Origin of the sequence: Enterococcus sp. C74 (assembly GCF_040887125.1) — a bacterium.
In the GTDB taxonomy this organism is placed as follows: Bacteria; Bacillota; Bacilli; order Lactobacillales; family Enterococcaceae; genus Enterococcus_B; species Enterococcus_B hirae.
Genome location: NZ_JBFOFA010000005.1, coordinates 147,782 through 168,362, shown reverse-complemented (window position 1 = coordinate 168,362; position 20,581 = coordinate 147,782). Strand labels below are relative to the sequence as shown.

At 36.2% G+C, this 20,581-nt stretch carries 17 protein-coding genes and 1 pseudogene; 13 read left to right on the top strand and 5 right to left on the bottom strand.

Annotated elements, in window-relative coordinates; genetic code table 11:
- Positions 1-9: 9 nt before the first annotated feature.
- Positions 10-3,204, top strand: coding sequence for a DEAD/DEAH box helicase (locus AB3H93_RS08665; protein WP_178287205.1), 3,195 nt, complete (start codon positions 10-12; stop codon positions 3,202-3,204).
- A gap of 119 nt (positions 3,205-3,323) precedes the next feature.
- Here the strand turns inward: AB3H93_RS08665 and AB3H93_RS08660 are convergent, their stop codons facing one another.
- Entirely contained in the window at positions 3,324-4,031 is a 708-nt protein-coding gene (locus tag AB3H93_RS08660) for an HAD family hydrolase (protein ID WP_010720866.1), read from the bottom strand.
- Positions 4,032-4,809: 778 nt separating this feature from the next.
- Between AB3H93_RS08660 and spxA the strand changes: the two genes are divergently transcribed.
- The 5 genes and pseudogenes from spxA to AB3H93_RS08635 all read left to right on the top strand — a co-directional run bounded on the left by spxA (position 4,810) and on the right by AB3H93_RS08635 (position 10,289).
- On the top strand, positions 4,810-5,208 hold the full coding sequence (gene spxA, locus AB3H93_RS08655) for a transcriptional regulator SpxA (RefSeq protein WP_002296384.1): 399 nt from the start codon (positions 4,810-4,812) through the stop codon (positions 5,206-5,208).
- Between the two features lie 388 nt (positions 5,209-5,596).
- On the top strand, positions 5,597-6,244 hold the full coding sequence (locus tag AB3H93_RS08650) for an adaptor protein MecA (protein ID WP_368020443.1): 648 nt from the start codon (positions 5,597-5,599) through the stop codon (positions 6,242-6,244).
- 101 nt (positions 6,245-6,345) lie between these two features.
- A pseudogene (locus tag AB3H93_RS08645) lies at positions 6,346-7,341 on the top strand (competence protein CoiA).
- A 123-nt stretch (positions 7,342-7,464) separates the two neighbouring features.
- Positions 7,465-9,279 carry an oligoendopeptidase F gene (pepF, locus tag AB3H93_RS08640; RefSeq protein ID WP_034699929.1) on the top strand — a complete coding sequence of 605 codons (1,815 nt, stop codon included), beginning with the start codon at positions 7,465-7,467 and terminating at the stop codon, positions 9,277-9,279.
- Positions 9,280-9,821: 542 nt separating this feature from the next.
- Positions 9,822-10,289 carry a DUF4809 family protein gene (locus AB3H93_RS08635; RefSeq protein ID WP_034867740.1) on the top strand — a complete coding sequence of 156 codons (468 nt, stop codon included), beginning with the start codon at positions 9,822-9,824 and terminating at the stop codon, positions 10,287-10,289.
- Positions 10,290-10,511: 222 nt separating this feature from the next.
- On the opposite strand, the gene AB3H93_RS08630 is transcribed toward AB3H93_RS08635, so the two are convergent.
- From AB3H93_RS08630 to AB3H93_RS08620, 3 genes are read right to left on the bottom strand one after another with little or no spacing between them, the layout of a single operon-like run.
- Positions 10,512-11,699 (bottom strand): galactokinase, encoded by a 1,188-nt coding sequence (locus AB3H93_RS08630; protein WP_096708737.1) that lies wholly within the window; start codon positions 11,697-11,699, stop codon positions 10,512-10,514.
- Positions 11,700-11,701: 2 nt separating this feature from the next.
- On the bottom strand, positions 11,702-12,736 hold the full coding sequence (locus AB3H93_RS08625) for an aldose epimerase family protein (protein WP_096708738.1): 1,035 nt from the start codon (positions 12,734-12,736) through the stop codon (positions 11,702-11,704).
- A 15-nt stretch (positions 12,737-12,751) separates the two neighbouring features.
- Entirely contained in the window at positions 12,752-14,209 is a 1,458-nt protein-coding gene (locus tag AB3H93_RS08620; protein ID WP_034699920.1) for a glycoside-pentoside-hexuronide (GPH):cation symporter, read from the bottom strand.
- 194 nt (positions 14,210-14,403) lie between these two features.
- On the opposite strand from AB3H93_RS08620, the gene AB3H93_RS08615 reads away from it, so the two are divergent.
- From AB3H93_RS08615 to AB3H93_RS08585, 7 genes are all read left to right on the top strand, one after another.
- Entirely contained in the window at positions 14,404-15,309 is a 906-nt protein-coding gene (locus tag AB3H93_RS08615; RefSeq protein ID WP_034699918.1) for an AraC family transcriptional regulator, read from the top strand.
- Between the two features lie 77 nt (positions 15,310-15,386).
- Complete coding sequence (locus AB3H93_RS08610; RefSeq protein ID WP_096708739.1) at positions 15,387-16,058, top strand: NAD(P)H-dependent oxidoreductase; 672 nt, start codon at positions 15,387-15,389, stop codon at positions 16,056-16,058.
- Position 16,059: 1 nt separating this feature from the next.
- Positions 16,060-16,230, top strand: coding sequence for a hypothetical protein (locus tag AB3H93_RS08605; RefSeq protein WP_010720855.1), 171 nt, complete (start codon positions 16,060-16,062; stop codon positions 16,228-16,230).
- Between the two features lie 113 nt (positions 16,231-16,343).
- Entirely contained in the window at positions 16,344-17,243 is a 900-nt protein-coding gene (locus tag AB3H93_RS08600; RefSeq protein ID WP_081128444.1) for a LysM domain-containing protein, read from the top strand.
- A 453-nt stretch (positions 17,244-17,696) separates the two neighbouring features.
- Entirely contained in the window at positions 17,697-18,230 is a 534-nt protein-coding gene (locus tag AB3H93_RS08595) for a hypothetical protein (protein WP_368020442.1), read from the top strand.
- A gap of 38 nt (positions 18,231-18,268) precedes the next feature.
- Positions 18,269-18,469, top strand: coding sequence for a hypothetical protein (locus AB3H93_RS08590; RefSeq protein ID WP_368020441.1), 201 nt, complete (start codon positions 18,269-18,271; stop codon positions 18,467-18,469).
- Between the two features lie 255 nt (positions 18,470-18,724).
- Positions 18,725-18,904, top strand: coding sequence for a hypothetical protein (locus AB3H93_RS08585; RefSeq protein ID WP_368020440.1), 180 nt, complete (start codon positions 18,725-18,727; stop codon positions 18,902-18,904).
- Positions 18,905-19,016: 112 nt separating this feature from the next.
- Here AB3H93_RS08585 and AB3H93_RS08580 read toward each other — a convergent pair whose 3' ends face one another.
- The gene (locus AB3H93_RS08580; protein WP_096709960.1) at positions 19,017-20,390 is read right to left on the bottom strand and encodes an amino acid permease; all 1,374 of its coding nucleotides are present in this window, start codon (positions 20,388-20,390) and stop codon (positions 19,017-19,019) included.
- Between the last annotated feature and the right edge of the window lie 191 nt (positions 20,391-20,581).

Below are 20,581 nucleotides of genomic sequence, written 5' to 3'. Positions count from 1 at the left end.
GATTAACTGATGAAATGGAGCATTCCAGAAAAAGTCATTGCAAGAGGACGTCAATATCTGCAAGAAGGACGGGTATTATCGGTTGTCCCTGACCAAGAAGAAAAAGTTTGGCATGCGGAAGTCTTAGGCAGTGAATTGTATATGGTCGATTTAGATGGGACAGCCAAAGAAGTCGATTTCTGCCAATGCCCTTATTGGGAAGAACATCATTATTGTAAGCATACAGTGGCAGTCGAACTGTACTTGCGCTCTAAGAATCTTTCACGAATAATCAAGGCAGATCAACCTGCGTTAGAACCAGTCAAAAAAAGTAGCGAAGGTGAAATTTTAACGAAAGGTTTTTCAAGACTAACTGTCAAAAAAAATTCACCACGGACGCAACCATTGATTGTGGAATATCAAGTAGAAACGATTGAGACCAATCATTATCATCCGGAATTAGCTATTTTAGCCGTTTATTTGCGGATTGGCTATTTAGATCAGCCAAAGAAAACGTATATCGTTAAAAACATTTTTGATTTTTTACATTCCTATATGGAAAATGAACGTTACACTGTGAATAAACAATACCAGTTCCATCTAGATCAACGAGCTTTTCAAGGAGAAGATCAAGTAATCTTAAAAACGTTAGCTGAGTGTGCCCAAACGCAACTTCTTTTAGGTGCAAACGGCCTACAAGTTAAAGGGAAATTAGATAAACGTTATTTGTTATTACCGATCGAACAAGCAAAAACATTGTTAGAACAAATGAACCAAACGACAAAACTCCAAATGAAGATCGGAGAAGTGAATTATCAAGGGGTTCGATTTTCTGATAATGAGCCTTCCTTAGAATTTGAGGTAACAAAAAAAGAAGAGGCCTATCAATTAAGCGCACTGAATGACTTTGAGTTGTTCTTTACTCATTATCAATGGGGAATGATCCAAGGAACTTTTTATTCATTAACAAAACGTCAACAAGCAGTCTATTTAACTTGGAAACAGCTTATGAGAAGATTTGAGAAACCAGAAGTATTGTTTCTTAAGCAAGAACTATCCTCATTATTCAAAGAAATCATTCCATTGCTATCTGAAATTGGTCAAGTGAGCATAGCGGATGAAGTGAAAGCAGAAGTTGCTGACGTGCCAGTAGAATTTATTTTCTTCTTTAGAAAATCGAAAGGCAAGATCCAGGCTCGTGTTGATTTTGTCTATGATGAAGTCGTTTTTTCAACAGATAAAAAACATGAAGTTATTGCTGAAAATGCTTCTGAAGTATTAAGAGACAAAGCCCAAGAACAACGCGTATTAGACTTGTTCAAAATGTATCGCTACCAACGAAATGATACAGGCTATGAACGTTTATTACCGACAGGAGAAGAGTTGTATACTTTTTTCCGTACGGAGTTAGCCGTTTTTCGTCAGTTTGGTGAGGTCCGCCTTGGGAAAAAACTTCGGGAATTGTATTTAGATGCACATCGACATCAACCGAAGATCGAAGTGGAAGAAACCAGTTCATGGTTAGATATTCGTTTTGATGTGACTGGGATTGAGGAACAAGAAATCAATCAGGTCTTACAAAGTTTGTTGCGAAATGATGCTTTCTATACGTTAGAAAATGGGCAAGTATTGTCCTTTGATTCCGAAGAGTTTCAGCAAACAAGTCAAATCTTGCAACAATTCCGTGAATCGATCCGTTCAGAATCTGGAACGATCCATGTGCCTAAAAACCAAGGATTGATCATTCAAGATAAGTTAGCAGGAAGTTCAGCAACTTTTGGTGACTCCTATCAAAAAATGATCCAAGATCTAATACAACCTGAACAATATCAAGTATCTTTGCCAGCAGGTCTACAAGCTGAATTGCGTGATTACCAAAAACAAGGATTTCGATGGTTGAAAATGCTGGGAAATTACCAGTTTGGCGGAATTTTAGCAGATGAAATGGGTCTAGGAAAAACCCTTCAGACAATTGCCTATTTGCTTTCAGAAAAAGAAGAAAAAGGCGAACTCTCTGCTTTGATCGTCGCTCCTGCTAGTTTGATCTATAACTGGCAAGCAGAAGTGAAAAAATTTGCTCCTTCTTTGAGCATCCAAGTAATCAACGGGAATAAAAAGGAACGAGAAGAACTATTAGCTCGTAAGGCAGATATCAGAGTCACTTCTTATGCTAGTTTAAGACAAGATTTAGCAGATTATCAAAAACATGCGATTAATTATTTGATCCTTGATGAGGCTCAGATGGTTAAAAATAGTAGTACCAAAACAGCTCAAGCGCTACGAGAATTAAGCGTACCGCAACGTTTTGCCTTAAGCGGGACGCCAATTGAGAATAATTTGGAAGAACTATGGTCGCTCTTTGCAACGATTATGCCGGGATTTTTCCCGAATAAGACCCGCTTTAGAGAGCTGGCACCTGAAGAAATTGCCCGAATGATTCGTCCGTTTGTGTTACGAAGGGATAAGCAAACCGTGTTAAGCGACCTGCCAGAAAAAACCGAGATGAATCTTTATTCTGCATTGACAGAAGAGCAAAAAACCGTGTACTTGGCTTATTTACGTCAGATGCGAGAAGAGATTTCTACTATGGACTCAGAAGCTTTTAAAAAGAATCGTATCGGTATTCTAGCTGGTTTGACACGATTACGCCAAATTTGCTGTGATCCAAGATTATTCTTGGAGGATTATGAAGGTGGCTCAGGAAAGCTAGAACAAGTCAAAGATCTACTGGTCGCAGCCAAAGAAAACAATCGGCGGGTTCTGTTGTTTTCTCAATTTACAGGTATGTTGACCATCTTACAAGAAGAACTAGCAGAATTAGGAATTTCTACTTTTTACTTAAGAGGAAGCACCAAACCGCAAGATCGTTTAACGATGGTAGATGCATTCAATGAAGGAGAACGAGATGTCTTTTTGATTTCATTGAAAGCTGGCGGAACCGGACTCAACTTAACGGGAGCAGACACGGTAATTCTGTATGATTTATGGTGGAATCCAGCCATTGAAGAACAAGCGGCAGGACGTGCGCACCGTATCGGACAAAAAAATGTGGTCGAAGTTTGGCGCATGATTGCAGAAGGAACGATTGAAGAGCGGATGGATTCGTTACAACAAGAAAAAAGAGAGTTATTCCAAAAAGTCATCCAAGGAAATGAAGACCAATTAACCAAATTAACGGAAGATGATATCCGGATGATTCTGAGTGTCGGAGACCTGGAAGACTAAAAATTTTGAAACAAAAAATAATTAAATCTTAAGACTCAATAATAAAAAACTCTCGAAACAAGATTATGTTTCGAGAGTTTTTTAGTTATTTGTTTTGCTAGGAGCTGTGCATGGATGCTTTAGCTGAAAATTACTTTCATCGTTTCTAATAATTGATCAAATGAGGTGATTTCGATGTCACAGTTCAATGGACCATCAACTTTTCGTTCACGATGGTTAAACCAAAGCGCTTGCCAACCAGCTCTTTTAGCACCTAATACGTCATTGTCGTAGTTATCGCCTACATATAGAGTTTCTTCTGCAGTTAGATTGAAACGTTCTTCAGCAAGTTGAAAAATCTCTTTTTCTGGTTTCTGAAATCCTGTTGCTTGCGAAACGATCATATGCTGTGAAGGAATCCAGTTTGCTAATTGAAGTTGATTCAATTTTTTGGTTTGATGATCGGTGGGACCATTGGTAATGATTCCGAGAGGGATATTCATTTCAGTCAAGAAGTCCAATGTTTTCTTTACTTCCTCATGAAGACAGATATTATCTAATTCTTCTTCATAAACTTGTTGGAAATAAAGACCTTCTTCTTCAGTAATATGTGGATAATCTAAGTCTTTTAGTGATTGGCTGATTCGATGTGCACGCATATACTCCAAGGTCCATTTTCCTGCCATCACTTTAGGGAAATTTTCATCACTGTGATGACGGAACCGGAGATATAATGGTCCCATATCTATATCTGAAACAAGCGGCACTACTTTTTTTACCGCATTTCTAAATGGCTGTTGTTGATCGTACATCGTATCATCAACGTCAAAAACAACTGACTTAATCAAATTCTACACGCCTTTCGGTTTTCATCATTTTTTTCATAAATCCTCGACTATTGTATCAGAAAAATACCGGTTAAAACGTTGTTAAATAAAGGTTTTTATTACTATATTTCTCTTTTCTTGACAGAATAAGCTTTTTAAGTTTCAGTTTTTTTCACTAAAATAGTAAAATTGAATATCATTTGATTATCTGATGAATAAATTAATCCTCAATGAAACGAAATTCTGACTAATTTTAATAGAATAATCCTATTTTACTCGATAAAGAATGTTTTTTTTAATACAGAAAAACGAAAATGATCAAAATATAAAATAACACTTAATGATGACGATAAGGCGTTTTGTAGTGATTTTCATTTTATAACCATTGTAATATAAAAGGGTGCTTAATTAGCGGACAAAATAAGGGTTAGGTTCAATTAAAAGGACTGTTGTAATAGCAAACAAAGTAAAGCAGACAGAAATAAAAAACATAATTTTTTCAAAGAAACCGTTTTTTTGTGGGACGAGTAATAAAATAATAGTACAACTTTAAAGCCTGTTTCAATGGCAGGTTATATTTGAATTAAATTTGAAAACTCTCATTTTTTAATTGCTAACTAAACGTAAAGCGTTGGTTTTACGGAATATAAATCTTAGATAACTTTCATTTTTTTGATAAAATATTATGAAAAAAGCTAGCTATTTAAAAGTTGATTATGTATAATAGAAACAGATGGAAGATTATAATGATCTTCTGTTACAAAAAAGTGACATTAGTCATGAAAAGGAGTGGTGCACGTTGTTAACACTATATACTTCCCCAAGTTGTACTTCCTGTAGAAAGGCCCGTGCGTGGTTACAAGAACATCAAATTCCATTTGTTGAACGAAATATCTTTTCTGAACCATTAAATAGTTCAGAATTAAAGGCAATCTTACAAATGACTGAAGATGGCACAGAAGAAATTATTTCAACACGTTCAAAAGTTTTCCAAAAACTAAACATGGATCTTGATGATTTACCATTGCAAGAACTGTTAGAACTCGTTCAAAATAACCCTGGATTGTTGCGTCGTCCGATTATGATCGATGACAAACGCCTACAAGTTGGTTTCAATGAAGATGAAATCCGTCGTTTCTTACCACGTGATGTACGTCAATTGGAATTGCGTCAAGCACAATTAATGGCTGGATTATAGAAAATAAACGTTAACTTAGAAAAACTATTTTTGTAGTTTTTCTAAGTTTTTTTTTACCGGAATAGAAAGTACATATAACTAGATGTAACATGTAAATGAATTTTATTCTTTAGCTGATAGCAAGATTTGAGAAGACCAAAATACTTGGTATCAAAAATTCGATTTATTGTTAAGGATTACTTTTTGAATGCCGTTTATTCGTTCTCGCATTAGGAGTGGCTTTTTGTCCTAAGCTCTTTTTTACGTTTAGCTAAGTGAAAAAAATGATGTCAAGGTTAAATTAAAAACTTATTTTGATTTTAAATGGTAATTTTTTTTCTTTACATTTAAGCTTATTTCGCTACAATGAAGTTATATTGATAGTTGTGGCAAAGTGAGGTGTAGCCAGATGGAAATGGAACATATTAATGAAAATACGATCCGAGTAATGATCGGTCATGAAGATTTAGAAGAGCGAGGCGTCTCATTTTTAGACTTGCTTGGTAACCATAGAGAGATCGAAAATTTTTTCTACAGTATTTTAGAAGAAGTTGATATTGAAGATGAGTTCCGCAGTAGCGAAGCTGTTACATTTCAAGTGCTTCCTAAAGGAGACGGTTTAGAACTTTTTATTAGTAAAAACTTACCGAATGAAGAAATGTTCCAAGAAGACGAAGACTCTTTAGATTCTGATGATGTAACTGAATTTATCCAGCAACAAATCTTAAATAATGAAGAAGAAACGACTGAACGCATTTCCGATGAAACAGAACACCAAGCGATTTTTGCTTTTGAAGACTTTGAACAAATGATTCAACTAGCCAATGATGTCGAGTTGGAATCAGCCTGGACAGATTTGTATTTACTAGATGGTATCTACTATTTAGCCGTACATTTTTGGATGGAAGATTTAAACCAAACAGATGTCGCTAATGAAGTAGCTCGAATTTTAGAGTTTGCAGAAAGAAGCGATCGGACCATTGAAACATTGAACGAATATGCGCAATTACTTATGGAACGAAATGCTTTGGAACGTACCAAATTTTATTTTGCTTAAGCAGCAAATAATCAAAGAAACAATTTGAAGAATCTGATCAATGAAAATGATCAGGTTCTTTTTTTTGACGTATTTTCTTTTAGAAGGGGGGCAGCTAATTTATGATGGTTGCAATCGATAAACATGGAAAAAGATTTCTGGCTACAACATGTACGAAACGGCAAAGTCTTTTCTGCCCAGCTTGTAAGGAACCAGTGATATTAAAAACTGGGCAGCAAAAAACAGCACATTTTGCTCACAAAAATTTACAGGATTGTTTTGGTTTTAGTGAGAAAGAAACAACAGAGCATCTCCAACTCAAAAAATATTTTTTTGAGTGATGTAGACAATTTGTTACTCATCCGCCTGTCTTAGAAGCCTATTTACCAGCCCTTCGACAAAGACCAGATATCCTTTGCGGGGATCTAGCCATAGAAATTCAGTGTTCAGTACTCGCTTATGAACGGATGAAAGAACGAACAAAAGGATATCTAAGCAAAAACTATCGTGTTTGGTGGATCTTAGGTTCTGCTTTTTTCAAAAATGATCGTTTAAAAATGAGAGAAAAGTACTTTTGTATGTACAATGACACCATGGGTACTCATTTATGGAAAATCGATTGGCTGGAAAAAAGATTATATTTGTTTTATCATTTGGCAGAATTATTTTCTGGAACAGTAACCTATGAAACAATCAGCTGGCCTTTCTTTAGTGAATCTCCTGTAAGTCTATTAGAAAAACAGTGGGAGAATCAAAATCGGCAAAAAGTTTTTACTAATGTTGGCTGTCAAAAATGGTTACAAAAAAAGTTATACTATCGTCAGTCTAAATACGTTCATTTACAAAAACAATTCTATCTTAGAAAAAAACATTTACTTTATTTATCTCCGTGGATGTACGCAGAAAGTCGATTTTTTTTTATTTTCAAGAAAAAGTTTTCTTTTATCGTCTTTTATTTGAAGAAATCATCAGTGAACAAGCAGGCAGAAGCCAACGATGGAAGTATCTCAATTGGCTCCAAAAAATTGAACCAAATAAAACAACTTGGCTTTATCCAATGGCTGATAAGAAAAAGATTTTCCGATTACTTTACCAGGAGTGTGAGGAGATATTCTTGATGTCAAACAGAAATAAATTATGATACACTAATTAAGAGTAGCTGATTTTAGTAGGCTTATTCATTTTTCTATTTTCAATATGAATTAGAAAAAAAGAGTGAAAACAATAAAGGAGTGTATTAAATGAGTGAAACGACCCAATTACCAAAACGAGAAGAATTGCCTGAAGAACTAACTTGGGATCTCACCAAAATCTTTTCTAGCGATCAAGAATTTGATGAAAAATACCAAGAATTAACAGAAGAATTAAAAAATTCCGATCAATATAAAGGAACATTAGCAAAGGGTGCGACAGAATTTCTGAATGCGCTTGAATTTGTTTTAGATGTTTACCGAAAAGTGGAACTCATTTATGTCTATGCTCATTTAAAAAATGACCAAGATACAGCAAATACGACTTATCAAGCGTTATATGCGAGAGCAGGAAGTTTATTTTCTAAAGTAAGTGAAGCAGTCTCTTGGTATGAACCAGAAGTCCTTCAACTTTCGGATGAGCAGATTTGGCAGTATTTTGAGCAAGAGCCGAAGTTAGAACTGTATCGTCATTACGTAAAACAAATGGTGGATAATCGTGCGCATATATTATCTGCAGAACAAGAATCATTACTAGCTGGAGCAGGAGAAATTTTTGGCGCTTCCAGTGATACTTTTGCTGTTTTAAACAATGCCGATCTAGAGTTTCCTACGATCGTGGGAGAAGATGGGAAAAAAATCCAGCTTTCTCATGGTGTCTATGGTCAATTGATGGAAAGCACAGATCGTACAGTTAGAGAAGCTGCATTCAAAGGGCTTTATCGTGTCTATGATCAATTTAAAAATACGTTTGCTTCAACATTGAGTACCCATATCAAAGGGCACAATTACAAAGCAAAAATTCGCCATTATCATTCTGCTAGAGAAGCTTCTTTGAGCAATAATCATATCCCAGAAAGTGTTTATGATACATTGATTGAAGTAGTCAATAAAAATCTTCCGCTATTGCATCGCTATATGGAATTACGCAAACGTCTTTTAAATGTAGAAAAACTGCATATGTATGATCTATATACACCAGTATTAGGAGAAGCTCCTATCAAGTTCACTTACGAAGAAGCGAAACAGAAAGCTTTGGAAGCTTTGGCACCAATGGGGGAAGAATATCTGTCAGTGGTAGAAAAAGCTTTTGCTGACCGTTGGATCGATGTGGTCGAAAATAAAGGGAAACGAAGTGGTGCTTATTCTTCAGGAAGCTATGATACCAATCCTTATATTTTAATGAACTGGCATGATACGTTGGATCAATTATTTACGCTCGTACATGAAATGGGACATAGTGTGCATAGTTACTTTACTCGTTCAAATCAACCGTTTGTTTACGGTGATTATTCTATTTTCTTAGCAGAGATTGCTTCAACAACTAATGAAAATATTTTGACAGAATACTTGCTTGAAACTGAACAAGATCCACGTGTTCGTGCATATGTCTTGAATCATTATCTTGATGGATTCAAAGGAACGATTTTCAGACAAACACAATTTGCAGAATTTGAGCATTTCATGCATGAAGAAGATGCCAAAGGTGTACCTTTGACTAGTGAATATCTAAGCGACAGTTATGGGGAATTGAATGCCAAATATTATGGATCAGCGGTAGAAAAAGATCCGGAAATCAAATATGAATGGTCTCGTATCCCACATTTCTACTATAATTATTATGTTTATCAATATGCAACAGGCTTTTCAGCTGCCTCTGCTTTGGCGCAGAAAATTTGGGGTCAAGAGCCAGATGCTCTAGAAAAATACCTTACTTATTTGAAATCAGGAAATAGTGATTACCCAGTTGAAGTCATGAAAAAAGCAGGCGTCGACATGACAAAAGCTGATTATATCGAATCAGCTATGACTAAGTTTGAACAACGATTAAATGAATTAGAGGAACTAGTTGAAAAATTGTCATAAGTGTTCGAGACAAGAATGCGTTGATTATCAACAGATAGCTTCTGTTTCTTTTATCTGATCTAAATAGCTGAAACCCACAAAAGTCCTATGTGGATTTCTGTGGGTTTTAGTTATTTACCTCATAATTAAAATAAATAAGAGCATTTTATTTTTTTATAGTTGCTTGTTCATATTGACGTAAATTTTATTTTTTCTTATGCTATAGAAAATAATTTGTCTGATAGATGTTGGAGATGCCTATCAATACTTCTAAAAATACATAGATGGTATTCAAGTGTCAACTCTATGAAATAAGCCAAAATTTTTCTTATTGTCAGAGAAGTTGCACAATATTTTTGTACCATACACATTCAAAAAAGAAATGGAAGGATGAATATGTCTTTTTGGGGATTTGAACAAGAGTCAGATGAAGTAGTGTTAACTTATGTCAATTGTCATGTACGTTGTCTGCGAGAAGCTGCTCGCTTGGAAATGAAGAAAAGAAGAGCAAAGAACGCGAAGAATAAAAAACAGAGCTATAATAGGAAGAAGGTGAGCCAGAAATGATGGAAGTACAAATCACTAGAAAAAGTGAGTTAACAGAAGGTGGTTGTAATGCCTGTGGTATCGTAGATGCTGCGATCTATTCGTTGCAATTAGGAACGAAAACAGCAATCATTGCTGATTTGACTGTGAGTTCGTTAGTTGACAGTCTAGCACTACTAGAAGGATATGAAGGTGAGGACATCTATGAAATGTTAGGAGAAGTTCGCCAGTTGAGTAGAGCGGGCAAGACGATCAATGTTTCTGAAGAATTAGGAAATGTGACTTTTTGTACAGCTGATCAGCAACTGACCGTCAAAAATAGGATGGAGCGTCCAGCTTTATTTGAGCAAGTGAGTCAGATCCTTCAACAGTTTTTTGAATTAGGACCATACAAATTTAAAGAAATAGCCACTGTACCAAAACATGATCCTGAATGGCAAAAACGAATCGAAGATCAAACGGATCATGCGTATTTATTTCAATAATAGTAGATGTTTTATTGAAATGGATATGGTGAGAAAATTAGCTGCAAAAAGACCGACCGCCAAAAGTTGTTTAAATGAACTTTTGGCGGTCAGTCTTTATTTTGACACTTATTTTCAGGTAGCATTTCATGATTATTTGTTTTTTTTGAAAAGTGACGATCATAATTTTGCTTTATTCTTTTGAAACGTAACGTTGAACTACCTTACATTTCTTTCATTGGATTAAGCTGAAACACTTTCTTCCATAATCTTTGTAGTACCATTGCCGATGTGTGCCACATAAAATTCTGGGGCGTAGCCAACGACGTCTAAGTATTCATCATAGACCTTGTTTTTAAAGTTAGGGATATTTTCTTCTTTGACTAATGCGATCGCACAGCCACCGAAGCCAGCTCCTGTCATACGGGCGCCTAGGACACCTTCTTGTTTTTGAGCTGCATCGACTAATGTATCAAGCTCGATACCAGTTACTTCATAATCATGTCTCAACGAATCGTGTGAAGCATTTAATAATTGACCAAAAGCAGCCAAGTTTCCTTGTACCAGTTCAGCTTTAGCTTCTAATGTTCGTTGGTTTTCAGTAACTGCATGACGAGCACGACGAATCAATGTGTCATCACCAATCAAATCAATGTTTGCTTCAAATGTTTCTTCGTCTAAATCACCTAATGCTTGAATAGCTAATTTTTGTTGGAGACGTTTTAGTGCTTCTTCACATTCACTACGTCGTTCATTATATTTAGAATCAGCTAATTCACGACGTTTATTTGTATTCATGATTACTACTGCATAGCCATCTAATTTTACTGGAACCATTTCATATTTTAACGTATTTGTATCAAGTAGAATAGCTTTGTCTAATTCGCCAAAGCCAATCGCAAATTGGTCCATGATCCCCGAGTTGACACCGATAAATTCATTTTCTACTTTTTTACCAATTTGAACTAATTCAAGTCGATCAATGGATAAATGGAATAAGTCTTCTAAGGCAACACCGACTAACAATTCTAAGGAAGCGCTACTTGAAAGTCCTGCACCGTTCGGGATCGTCCCTTCAACTAAGAGTTCAAAACCATGTCCAATTGGGTAGCCTGCTTCGTTTAGTTTAACGATCATACCTTTGACATAGTTTGCCCATCCTGCTTGTTTGTCGTAATCAAGTTGGTCTAAAGTAAAGCTGATGACACCGTCGTCTTCAAAGTTTGTTGAGTAGACCAATACTTTATTATCCTCACGAGGTGCGGCAACTCCTTGTGTGCCATAAGTGATGGAGGCAGGGAAAACATGACCACCATTATAATCTGTATGTTCACCAATCAAGTTGATTCTGCCTGGAGAAAAATATTGTGTGGTTTTTTTAGGTCCAAAGATTTCTGCGAATTTTGTATTTAAACTGCGTTTGATTTCCATAGTTAGATATCCTCTCTTGTGTCGATTTTAAATTCTGTAGTTGTTTCAAATGGTGTGTGTGCTGCTAAATGAATATTTCCAAAAGCTGGATACTGTTCTGCTCCGGGAGCGATTTGAGTCTCAAACGTGATACCACCGTGGTTGGCTAGTTTCTTTCCATGCATTTCTGGGGTATCTTGCCCAAAGTTAGCAGTGAAGATCACAACACTAGGTGAATCGGTCATGATGCTTACTTTGATTTGTTCATCGGGACTTAATAAATAAGCCGATACATGATTCATACCTGGGTTATTTAAAAAGAAAGGATGATCGATCCCATCAACAAGTTGTTTTTGTTCAAATTGACTAGTAAAGACGGTGGCTAATTTTTGAGGTGTTTGAAAATCAAAAGGTGTTTGAGCAACACTCGCTTTTTCGCCAGTTGGTATACTATCAGGTCGTAATGGAGCGAAAGACTCACTGTCTAGCCAAAGTGTATGTTGATCAATTGATTCCTCTACATCGCCACTTAAATTGAAATACACGTGGTTGGTCGGATTGAAAAGCGTATCCTGATCACTGATTGCTTGCGTTCTAACACGCCAAATGTTGTCTTCTGTCAAAGTATAACAAACTTCTACGGATAGATTTCCAGGAAAACCATGTTCTCCGTCGGGACTGGTAGTAGTAAATGTGACTGAGCTTTCTTTGTCTGTTTCACTTAGTTGATACGTCCATTTTTTCTGTTCAAATCCTGGTGTACCTCCATGAAGTGAATGCCCTGTCTGAGGATCGACACTCAATTGATAGGTTTGATCATTCAAAGAAAATTGGCCTTTTTCAATCCTACCTGCTGTTCGTCCGATCGTTGCTCCGATATAAGCATCTTTTGTCAAATATTCTTGTGCGGAGTCAAACCCTAAAATTAATTCCCGATCATTAGCAGTTAGCTGAACGATCCGTGCACCTAAGTCAGTGACGGCTAATTTAAGTCCGTGAGTATTGGATAATGTGATCAAATGGTACCCCTGACCAAAGTCTTTTTCTGTAATCGTCATAATATAATTCCTTTCTTAATGTTGTGGAATGATAAAGTCATCTTCTAATTCAGATGCGAGTTCTTCATGTGAAGCTAATTTATTTTCTAGTTCTTTGACGATTTGCGCATGTTTTTTCTCTGTCAAAGTGATCTTCCAAGCAAAAATGATGGCAGAAAAGAACATCAATGCTGCAGGAACATAAAATGCATACGCTTTAAAAGTCATGATTCCATGATTGGTAATATCAGCAGCAGAAGCATTTCCAGTCATACCAGCTGCGATTGCGACAAACCCAACGATTCCATTAGATAAAGCACCTGCAATTTTATCGAGCAGTGGGCGAATCGATAAAGTCACAGCTTCGTTACGAATCCCATTTTTCCATTGTCCATATTCTACAGAATCAGTGATCGTCATCAAGGCAGATAAAAAGATCAACTGTTGTGGGAAGTAAAATAAAACAAGTCCAACGATCACGATCGGTAAGCTGGTGCCTGCGATAGAGAAGAAGAAGTAAGAACTGATCATCATCGCAATACCGCCGATATAGACATAGCGTCTAGAAATCAATCGTGTCAAAGCAGGGAATAAAGGCACAGCGACTAGTCCAAGTAAAGCTGCTACTAAACCGACAATCCAGAATTGAGTTGGTTGACCTAAGACATATTTGAAAAAGTAGAATAAAACGGCAGTTGTTGCTACATTGGCAATAGCATAAGCAATGTAAGAAAGTGCTAACCACATTAATTGGTCATTTTGGGCAATTGCTTTAAAGACATCTTTGATACTTGCTTTTTCATTTTGTTGACGAATCGCCGTGTCGACTTCTTTTGTTCCTAAAGCTGTAATAATTGCAGTTCCTCCAGAGATCACAGCGGTAATCACACCGAACCAGAACCAACCTGAAGCGCCTTCAACATGATGAGCAGTAACTAAATAAGTGAAAAATGTGACGATTGGTACGACGACTAAAGTAGTCCCGTTGGCTCCTAAGGAAGAACCGAATCGAGCAAAAGTCGCGAATTTTTCTCTTTCTTTGGTTTCAGTACTTAAAGCTGGAATCATTGACCAAAAAGCAATATCTTTAAATGAATAAAAACTATCTAATAATACAAAAACAATGGTAAAAAGGATGATAAACAAAGTTGTATTGTGAGTAGCAAGGCCAAAGAAATTAGTAAAAAGAAAAATCAAAAGGAATGAACTAACTAAACCACCAATGACCAGCCATGGTTTAAATTTTCCATATTTTGTTCGAGTATTATCAATAATCCCGCCAATCAATGGATCGAAAACGATTTCAATTAAACGAATACCAACGACTAAACTGGTCACCGTAGCGATCATTCGAGCAGTAGTTGCTTTATCTGTACCTGCAAACATCTCGCTTGTTACAAAAACCATAAAATAAGTGCTGAGAGTAACATAAAAAGTATCATGACCGAATGCGCCTAAAGCATAAGAAACCCGTTGTATCATTTTGTTCTTCATAGTATCTAATCCCTTCTTTGTTAAATATACAATAAAAAGTTAACCGGTTACAATAAATAAATAAAGTTCTTTTTCTACTATTGACTTTATCAAGAAAACGCTTCCTGATGAATATATTTTTGTGACTAATATTTAACTTTTTGTTGCACGTTGTAGAACAAGAAGAGTAAAGTAAAAACAAAGGAGTGAGAGCGATGGAGCAAGCAATATTTTTAAAAAAAGAACGTCAAGAATTAGCTAAAGGGTGTTATTTTGACTTTTGTGGATTTTCAAAAACTTTGCCATATCATTCTTTCGGTCCAGCAATCAGACAAGATTATGTGTTACATGTCGTGATGGAAGGTAAAGGGACTTACCATGTGAAAGAACAGCAATATCAATTGCAAAAAGGGGATCTGTTTTTGATCCGGCCAGGGGATTCTACTTTTTATTTAGCAGATGGTGAAGAGCCTTGGGTCTACTGTTGGTTGTCTTTTGGTGGGCCATTAGCGAAAGAGATCATTGAACGTTCCTTATTCAAAGAAGATCAGTATACAATGGTTTCTGCAGGTATTTCGGCATATATAGATATTATTTTGGACTGTCTTCATTATTCACAAGACGGTTTAGCAGATGAATTAGAATTGACGGCTTTGACTTATCGCTTTTTATCTGTATTACTAAAAGATGGTGGGAAAATCGGTTTGGGAAATCAAAAGGTTTCTTCGCCACTAGCAATCGAGACAGTGAAGTATATTGAAGAACACTATCCAGAAAATTTAACAGTAGAGGAAATTGCTCGACAACTGTCAGTCAACCGGAGTCATCTATCAAGAGTCTTTAAAAATCAATTAGGAACGAGTATCAAAGAATATTTGATTGGCGTGCGAATCAACCGAGCAGCATTTTTATTATCGTTGACTGATGATTCAGTAGAGAGTATCGCTTATCAAGTTGGTTTTAATAGTTTAGTTGTATTTAGCCGAATGTTCAAAAAGACAACTGGAGAAACAGCAACAAATTATCGGAAACGGATGAAAAATGAAGCGTCCAAAAACCTTTCATTAGGTGCTTTGAAGAAAGAATTAGAAGAACAAGAGATTGTTTCCTGGTCTACCTAACCATAAGGCAGGAGACTAATGACATTTTGTGTTCTGTGCTAAACTAGGAAATAGCAAGAATGAAGAGGAGTCAAGAAATGAGAACTTTGATTATCGTTAGTCATCCTACGATTGAGACATCATTGAACCAACAGTTTTTCAAAGAAGCAACTGAAAATTTAACGGTTACTTGGCATCATTTGGAAAAACATTACCCAGATTGGACGATTGATCGTGATACAGAACTTGAATTATTAAAAACACATGACCGGATCATCTTCCAATTCCCTTTGTATTGGTATAGTGCGCCAGCTCATTTAAAACTATGGGAGGACACTGTATTGGAACATGCTGACGAATTTCTTAAAGGCAAAGAATTAGGGATTGTCGTAACAACTGGCGTTTCTGAAAAAGAATATCAAGCAGGCGGGAAAGAAGAATATACCATTTCTGAATTTTTAAGACCGTATCAGCGGATTGCCCACAAGTTTGAAATGACTTTTTTACCTCCATTTGTGATGGCGCAATTCATGTATCAAACAGAAGAAATGCGTTGGGAGCGTTTAGTGGCGTATCAACAATACCTGACATTAGTAGGCAAACCGACCTTGATCCAGCGAATAAACTGGTTTATTGAGCGACTAAGCAGCAATCATTCTTTACAACAACTAGATCAGACTAAGCAAGCATTCTTAATCGACTATTTAGAGAATGAAAAAGAAGAGATTGAAGACCTCACATTTATCTTACAAGAATTAAAGGAGCAATAAAATGGCGGAAGAATGGTTTGTACGACAATTGGAAGAATTAAGTACATCGGTAGATTATGAAACAAAAGCTGTGTTGCATGAAACAAAAAAACTTTTACTGGAAATTTCAGAACGAAAAGTCCAATTACAAGGAGAAATCGATGGAGAATCCTGGAATCATCAAAAATGGTGAGTTTTGTTTATAAATAACACAGTTTAAAATGTTCAGAATGATGATTATTTGCTACAATGGGATTAAAGTAGGATTGAGAACGCTATTTTATATACTAATGGGTGGTGAAAGAAATGAACGAAGAAAACGAGCAAAGAGTCAATGTCCGAATGGCTCGTAGACAACAACAGAAAAAAGAAACGCAACGCCGATTGATCAAAATTGGTTCGGCTGTTGCCGTTTGCTTGGTCCTTATAGGTGCTGTTACAGCTCTTTATTTCCATGGGAAGAATAGTTCGAGTGCAGAAAGTTCGGTCGCAAAAACAAGCGAAACAACCACAAAAAAAGCCTCTTCCACAACGAAACCAAAAAATAAAGAAACTGCAAGTTCGACTCAAGAATCGAAAACAGGCACACTGACGGATCAGTTACAAACGATTATGACAGATTATACAAAGAAATTGGAAGAACAAACGCCTCGTTTGATCGAAGAATACCAAGCTGAGATTCAGAACAATCAAAACGGTGTGATGGGGTTGTCTGCGATTGCTAATCAAAAGGCTCGAGCGCTACAAGCTATTTCCGATGAAGGGATCAGCAAATTACAAGCTACGTATCAAGCAGCACCAACCAAAGAAGGCGTAGATCTTGCAAATTGGATCAACCAACTTTCAGCCGATTATACGGAACAAGTAGCTAAAATTTCTGATATCTATCTCCGAACAAGTGCTTCGGTACAAGCAGAAACGTCAAGCAGTCAAACAACTAGTGAAACGGAAACTAGTGTTTCTCAGACGACTGACTCAACGACACAATCTTCCAGTCAAGCTACCCAAGCTACCCAAGGAACCGAAGGACAGACAGCAAGCGCTACTTCAAATGAACAAGCTGCTACTACTGTCGTTCAACAAGGAGAAGGTCCCAACCAGATTGCGGAACGTACAGGGATACCAGTTGATAAGCTTTTATCATTGAATGGGATGACGATGGACAGCTATTTCTTCAGTCCTGGAGAAGTATTGAAATTGAATTAAGCCACTGACAAGATGCCTTGATCAGCAAAAATAAGCTAGCGACCAATTAATTGATTGGACACTAGCTTATTTTTTTGAATTGAAATGGTTTGTTTACGTATATCGTAGTTTGGAGTAAGCCATTGACACAGAAATCATTGGGAGCATTATTCGATGAGAAATTTTCTTAATTTTAGAAAGTCGTAAACATTGAAAAAAGTCCGTCTAGCGCCTCTTAGCTTTCAAAAAAACGACTAAGTGGTTAGCTATTACAATGAACTTCTATCAATGCGTATATCAATCATTTGTCTTGCTTATTTTAAGTATGTTGAAAATCATTTATCTAATTGCTTCGCTTAAATTTCCACGAAGTTGAACATATAGGAAAATTAATGAAAAAACGGAAAAAACGCTTGATTAGAAAGCGTTTTCGTTATAAAATGATTTTGTAAAAATAACAAGAAGATGATAGTCGTGTTTAAAAAAAGTAATTTTATTTGTTGCATAGCTAGTTTGTTGTTGGGATTAACTCCACTAGTTACTTTTGGAACTAATGTTTATGCAAGTGGAATAGTAGATAATAGGTCGGATCCAATCGAGTTTTATAAAGAAAATTCGGATTATTTCGATGTTCAAGTAGAAGAGGACAGCACAATCGTAACGATAACAGACAATAATTTAAAAGCGTTTCTTGAAATGAAAGGATTGGATTCTTCTTTTCTTTCTAAAAAGCAGCTCACACCAAGAAGTAATGGTGTCACTAAGATTGTGTGGCATGGACAAGCTAGAAAGGAGAATGTTGATATATATACTAGTAAAACTTGGTTGAATAATATAAGTAAAGCCGGTATTGGAGCAATTATAGGAGCTCTAGGCAGTTTACTCCTAGGCGCTGGTTGGGGTTCCGCCATAGGTGGGATATCAGGTGTTATAACTGGTGGTAATTTTAAACATGGTAGAGTTTTTGTAGTAAGAGGATTTGTATATCAATACTATTATTTACAATGATATCTGAGTAGATATTATTTTTTAGGAAGTGTTTATGTATGAAGAAAAATCAGCATGAAGTTTTAAATATATTATCAGCTTTTATAGGCTATATAATTGTCGGCACAATAAAGGCATTGATTGATGGAACACTGAATTTTTTATCATTTTTTAATGATATATTTCTTTCAGGTCTACTTTTTATTGTATTTTATTCAATTAGTTATCTTCTAATCATGAGATTAAAAAATGATTATTAAAAATGGGAGGCAATTAGGATGAAGAGTTTTGGATTAGGAATTCCACTTATTTTTATATTTTGTTTAGTTGGATTAGCTCTTCCAGTTGCAGCAGAATAAAATACAACGACGGATCATTTATTTATATACCTAGATGAAACGGAAAGTGAAATTGCAACAGATGTATATGTAGTTGAGAACAATGATAATATTTTAGAAATTACTAAATCTAATCATTTAGTGAGAGTTAGTCCAATCTTTTCAGCCCAAGTTTGGATGAAAGTAGGATCGACTTGGAGTGGGAAACCTGCACAAAGTAAATATTGGTATGTTGAATATGTAAGTGGTCGAAAGTATCAAGGGTATGTTTATTGGACAGGAGACAAAAGAGTAGCAAATTGGGGACCACCACCACAAATGGAATTTAAATTCCAAGGAACTTTAGATTTAGTATAGAAAAATTTCTATTTGTTTCAAACAATAAAAAACGCTATTTGTGCATTTAACTAAAAAAGAGTAAAAAAAGCAGGGACCCATTTGATGGGGAGCCCTGCTTTTTTGATGAAGATTAGCGACTTTTCAGTCTTCGTTCACGTAGAAAATAATGAATCGTCATGTAGCACAAAAACACGAGACCAATAATCAATGGAATTCTTGTTTCTTGATTGATAAACATAAAAATCAAGACAATGGCTAAAAATAATAAAGTAAGATAATTGGTATAAGGTGATAATGGCATTTTAAATGGATGATCTCTCATTTCTTCTGGGTGTTGTTTTTTAAATTGGATCTCACTAAGTAAGATAACTACCCAAGGAACCATCCCTGGTAAAATACTGGAACTATAGACAAAAACGAAAATATTTTCTGCATGATTCACAAACAAAGGTAACAGGTAATTTAAAACTAGGCCAATCAATATCCCGCTAGAAATCGCTACGACTGGATAAAAAGGTACGCCATGACGGGTTAGTTTTAAAAATTTCCTCGACATTTTTCCATTGATTGCTAAGGTGTAGATCATTCGACTGGCACTGAAAATACCCGAATTACACCCAGATAAGGCAGCCGTCAAGACGACGAAATTGATCAATCCGGCAGCAAATGTGATCCCGATTTTAGAAAATGTTTGAACAAATGGGGAACCTATTGTGCCTAATTGATTCCATGGATAGATACTTACGATAATAAAAATAGCACCAATGTAAAAAATCAAGATTCGTCCAATAGTTGATTGAACAGCTTCAACGATCGTTTTTTTCGGATTTGCAGCTTCTCCAGCGGCCATTCCGATCAGCTCGATTCCTTGATAAGATGCAACAACAATGGATAGCGCAAAAAAGAAACCTTTTACTCCGCCGGTAAAGAAACCGCCGTTTTTCCAAAGATTAGAGATCCCGACTGCTTGGCCTTGATTTCCTAAGCCAAATAAGATGACACCTAGCCCTACCAGAATCATCAAAACGATCGTGCCGACTTTAATCATTGAAAACCAAAATTCTAGTTCACCAAAAGCTTTAACAGAAGCTAAGTTGGCAAGCATCAAAAAGAGGATGACGACAATCCCAGGAATGATTGTTGGCAGATGAGGCCACCAATAATTCATATATTCACCGACTGCAATGACTTCACTGATCCCGACAACAATAAACTGAAAGATGTTACTCCAAGCAGTTAAATAACCAGCGACAGGATGAAGATAATTACTAGCATAATTCGCAAAAGAACCCGTTGAAGGATCGATATAGAGCATTTCGCCAAGTGCTCGCATGATCAAATAAAGAAAGAGACCTGCGACAGCATAGGCAACCATTACTGAGGGACCTGTCCAACGAATGGTTGAGGAAGCACCCATAAACAATCCTACGCCGATCGTTCCTCCTAGTGCAATCATCTGAATGTGACGGGCACTAAGGCTTCGAGTTAATTTTTCTTCTTCCATACTAAAACTCCTTTCATTTTTGAGTAAAACAAGCAAATACGAATAAATGATAGACATTAATAACAAATAAATGGTCAATAAAGACAATTTGCTTTTAAAACTCTTGATGTGATTTTACAGAAAGTTCTCACAAATTGCGAGCCTTTCTTGTAAAAAAAATCATGCGGGATACTTGAAAATGCTTTCGTCTT